The organism is Curtobacterium sp. NPDC098951 (assembly GCF_044759965.1).
Lineage (GTDB): Bacteria > Actinomycetota > Actinomycetes > Actinomycetales > Microbacteriaceae > Curtobacterium.
The window spans coordinates 1-5,115 of record NZ_JBIWAG010000012.1 but is presented as its reverse complement, the minus strand read 5'-3'; the positions used below and the strand labels follow the sequence as shown (position 1 = coordinate 5,115).

The 5,115-nt window shown below is 56.1% G+C and carries 2 rRNA genes; both read right to left on the bottom strand.

The annotated features are described in order from the left end of the window. Nucleotides 1-25 precede the first annotated feature (25 nt). Nucleotides 26-3,152: ribosomal RNA gene (locus tag ACIQUC_RS17825) — 23S ribosomal RNA — on the bottom strand. A 438-nt stretch (nucleotides 3,153-3,590) separates the two neighbouring features. Continuing rightward, a 16S ribosomal RNA gene (locus ACIQUC_RS17820) occupies nucleotides 3,591-5,112 on the bottom strand. Together the 16S and 23S rRNA genes form the textbook arrangement of a ribosomal RNA operon. Between the last annotated feature and the right edge of the window lie 3 nt (nucleotides 5,113-5,115).

Genomic DNA, 5,115 nt, shown 5'->3' with positions numbered 1-5,115 from the left:
CCGTGAGGGTGTGGGAAATAATTGTGTTGTCAAGTCTTCGGCTTATTAGTACCGGTCAGCTCCACGGGTCGTTAGTCCCCGCTTCCACATCCGGCCTATCAACCCAGTAGTCTGCTGGGAGCCTCTCACACTCAAGGTGCATGGAAATCTCATCTCGAAGACGGCTTCCCGCTTAGATGCTTTCAGCGGTTATCCGGTCCGAACGTAGCTAATCAGCGGTGCCCTTGGCAGAACAACTGACACACCAGAGGTTCGTCCATCCCGGTCCTCTCGTACTAGGGATAGATCTTCTCAAATTTCCAACGCGCGCAGCGGATAGGGACCGAACTGTCTCACGACGTTCTAAACCCAGCTCGCGTACCGCTTTAATGGGCGAACAGCCCAACCCTTGGGACCTACTCCAGCCCCAGGATGCGACGAGCCGACATCGAGGTGCCAAACCATGCCGTCGATATGGACTCTTGGGCAAGATCAGCCTGTTATCCCCGAGGTACCTTTTATCCGTTGAGCGACAGCGCTTCCACAAGCCACTGCCGGATCACTAGTCCCGACTTTCGTCCCTGCTCGACCTGTCAGTCTCACAGTCAAGCTCCCTTGTGCACTTACACTCGCCACCTGATTGCCAACCAGGTTGAGGGAACCTTTGGGCGCCTCCGTTACTCTTTGGGAGGCAACCGCCCCAGTTAAACTACCCACCAGGCACTGTCCATGAACCCGATCAGGGTCCTACGTTAGACATCCAGAGTGACCAGAGTGGTATTTCAACAACGACTCCACGAACACTAGCGTGCCCGCTTCACAGTCTCCCACCTATCCTACACAAGCCACACCGAACACCAATACCAAGCTGTAGTAAAGGTCACGGGGTCTTTCCGTCCTGCTGCGCGTAACGAGCATCTTTACTCGTAGTGCAATTTCGCCGAGTTCGCGGTTGAGACAGCTGGGAAGTCGTTACGCCATTCGTGCAGGTCGGAACTTACCCGACAAGGAATTTCGCTACCTTAGGATGGTTATAGTTACCACCGCCGTTTACTGGGGCTTAAATTCAGAGCTTCGCCCAAAGGCTAACCCTTCCTCTTAACCTTCCAGCACCGGGCAGGCGTCAGTCCGTATACATCGTCTTGCGACTTCGCACGGACCTGTGTTTTTAGTAAACAGTCGCTTCCCACTGGTCTCTGCGGCCTTCAACGCTCACGGAGCAAGTCCGGTCACGTGTCCGGCCCCCCTTCTCCCGAAGTTACGGGGGCATTTTGCCGAGTTCCTTAACCACGATTCTCTCGATCTCCTTGGTATTCTCTACCTGACCACCTGAGTCGGTTTCGGGTACGGGCGGCTGCAACCTCGCGTCGATGCTTTTCTCGGCAGCATAGGATCACTGATTTCCCCTTACGGGTACGCGTCGGATCTCAGGCATACAGACGACGGATTTGCCTATCGTCAGCCCTACATCCTTACACCAGGTTCACCTTACGGATACCATCGCCTGGCTCAGCTACCTTCCTGCGTCACACCTGTTCATACGCTAGCCGCACCAGCATGGGGTCGAGCGTTAGACCGGCCCGCATCACCCCGAAGGGATCCGCTGGTCCGGGTTAGGACTCTTAGCACCACTGGATTAGCTTGGGCGGTTGTTCGCCGGTACGGGAATATCAACCCGTTGTCCATCGACTACGCCTGTCGGCCTCGCCTTAGGTCCCGACTTACCCAGGGCGGATTAACCTGGCCCTGGAACCCTTGGTCTTTCGGAGGACGGGTTTCTCACCCGTCTTTCGCTACTCATGCCTGCATTCTCACTCGTGTAGCGTCCACGGCTGGATCACTCCGCCGCTTCACTCGCCACACGACGCTCTCCTACCACTCCGCACGACTGAACCACGAAGGCTTATCGAGTGTGCGAAATCTACAACTTCGGCGGTGTGCTTGAGCCCCGTTACATTGTCGGCGCGGAATCACTTGACCAGTGAGCTATTACGCACTCTTTCAAGGGTGGCTGCTTCTAAGCCAACCTCCTGGTTGTCTATGCAACTCCACATCCTTTCCCACTTAGCACACGCTTAGGGGCCTTAGTTGGTAGTCTGGGTTGTTTCCCTCTCGACGATGAAGCTTATCCCCCACCGTCTCACTGCTGCGCTCTCACTCACCGGCATTCGGAGTTTGGCTGACGTCAGTAACCTGTTGAGGCCCATCGGCCATCCAGTAGCTCTACCTCCGGCGAGAAACACGCAACGCTGCACCTAAATGCATTTCGGAGAGAACCAGCTATCACGAAGTTTGATTGGCCTTTCACCCCTATCCACAGCTCATCCCCTCCATTTTCAACTGAAGTGGGTTCGGTCCTCCACGACGTCTTACCGTCGCTTCAACCTGGCCATGGATAGATCACTTCGCTTCGGGTCTAGGACATGCGACTCAATCGCCCTATTCAGACTCGCTTTCGCTACGGCTACCCCACACGGGTTAACCTCGCCACATATCACTAACTCGCAGGCTCATTCTTCAAAAGGCACGCCGTCACCCCTACAAGGAGGCTCCGACGGTTTGTAAGCAAACGGTTTCAGGTACTATTTCACTCCCCTCCCGGGGTACTTTTCACCTTTCCCTCACGGTACTTGTCCGCTATCGGTCATCTGGGAGTATTTAGGCTTATCAGGTGGTCCTGACAGATTCACACGGGATTTCTCGGGCCCCGTGCTACTTGGGATACACATCCGGCCATAACACCATTTCGTCTACGGGGCTGGCACCCACTACGGCCCGGCTTTCAAACCGGTTCGACTATGATGCGCTGTAACCGCCCCAGTCCGGCAGAACTGAGTGACGTGTCCCACAACCCCGACCATGCAACGCCCGCCGGCTATCACACATGATCGGTTTAGCCTCATCCGCTTTCGCTCGCCACTACTCACGGAATCACATGTTGTTTTCTCTTCCTGTGGGTACTGAGATGTTTCACTTCCCCACGTTCCCTCTACCCGCCCTATATATTCAGGCGGGAGTCACCAGGTCGACAAGTCGCCTGGCGGGGTTTCCCCATTCGGAAATCCTCGGCTCACAGCTCGATTATCAGCTCCCCGAGGCTTATCGCAGATTTCTACGTCCTTCTTCGGCTCCAGATGCCAAGGCATCCACCGTTTGCTCTTAGAAACTTGACCACAAAGATTAAAATTGCGATCGACTCGACACCAGGCCACCCCGAAAGATGACCATCGTCTCGAGCGATCTAAGATGCTCGCGTCCACTGTGTAGTTCTCAACATACGATCGGCACCACACTCCCCCAACACAACCGTGTCAGCTTCATGCGGCCCACCGAAGAACCCAACCAGCACCCGAAGGCCCCAGTCACGGCTCAACCCCCAACCATCACGGTCAGGAAGCCTGGTCCCTCAGGACCCAACAACGTGCACCAGCCTCCTGCGCTCACCACCAACCCGTTCCAGACCCGCAAGCAGGTCGTACTGAGGCCGACAGCTACGCTGACGACTGCACTGTCAATGTTCCACCCATGAGCTACCGGCGAGAACGTTCGTCTCGATCCGGCGCCTGGACCCATCCCACCCCGAAGGACACGACGAGCCAGATGCTCCTTAGAAAGGAGGTGATCCAGCCGCACCTTCCGGTACGGCTACCTTGTTACGACTTAGTCCTAATCACCGATCCCACCTTCGACGGCTCCTTCCACAAGGGTTAGGCCACCGGCTTCGGGTGTTACCGACTTTCATGACTTGACGGGCGGTGTGTACAAGGCCCGGGAACGTATTCACCGCAGCGTTGCTGATCTGCGATTACTAGCGACTCCGACTTCATGAGGTCGAGTTGCAGACCTCAATCCGAACTGAGACCGGCTTTTTGGGATTCGCTCCACCTTACGGTATCGCAGCCCTTTGTACCGGCCATTGTAGCATGCGTGAAGCCCAAGACATAAGGGGCATGATGATTTGACGTCATCCCCACCTTCCTCCGAGTTGACCCCGGCAGTCTCCTATGAGTCCCCGCCATAACGCGCTGGCAACATAGAACGAGGGTTGCGCTCGTTGCGGGACTTAACCCAACATCTCACGACACGAGCTGACGACAACCATGCACCACCTGTACACCGACCACAAGGGGGCGACCATCTCTGGCCGTTTCCGGTGTATGTCAAGCCTTGGTAAGGTTCTTCGCGTTGCATCGAATTAATCCGCATGCTCCGCCGCTTGTGCGGGCCCCCGTCAATTCCTTTGAGTTTTAGCCTTGCGGCCGTACTCCCCAGGCGGGGCGCTTAATGCGTTAGCTACGACACAGAAACCGTGGAAAGGTCCCTACATCTAGCGCCCAACGTTTACGGCGTGGACTACCAGGGTATCTAATCCTGTTCGCTCCCCACGCTTTCGCTCCTCAGCGTCAGTTACGGCCCAGAGATCTGCCTTCGCCATCGGTGTTCCTCCTGATATCTGCGCATTCCACCGCTACACCAGGAATTCCAATCTCCCCTACCGCACTCTAGTCTGCCCGTACCCACTGCAAGCCCGAGGTTGAGCCTCGGGATTTCACAGCAGACGCGACAAACCGCCTACGAGCTCTTTACGCCCAATAATTCCGGACAACGCTTGCACCCTACGTATTACCGCGGCTGCTGGCACGTAGTTAGCCGGTGCTTTTTCTGCAGGTACCGTCACTTTCGCTTCTTCCCTACTAAAAGAGGTTTACAACCCGAAGGCCGTCATCCCTCACGCGGCGTTGCTGCATCAGGCTTTCGCCCATTGTGCAATATTCCCCACTGCTGCCTCCCGTAGGAGTCTGGGCCGTGTCTCAGTCCCAGTGTGGCCGGTCACCCTCTCAGGCCGGCTACCCGTCGTCGCCTTGGTGAGCCATTACCTCACCAACAAGCTGATAGGCCGCGAGTCCATCCCCAACCAAAAAATCTTTCCACCACCAGACCATGCGGCCGGCAGTCATATCCAGTATTAGACGTCGTTTCCAACGCTTATCCCAGAGTCAGGGGCAGGTTACTCACGTGTTACTCACCCGTTCGCCACTAATCCACCCAGCAAGCTGGGCATCATCGTTCGACTTGCATGTGTTAAGCACGCCGCCAGCGTTCGTCCTGAGCCAGGATCAAACTCTCCGTAAAAAA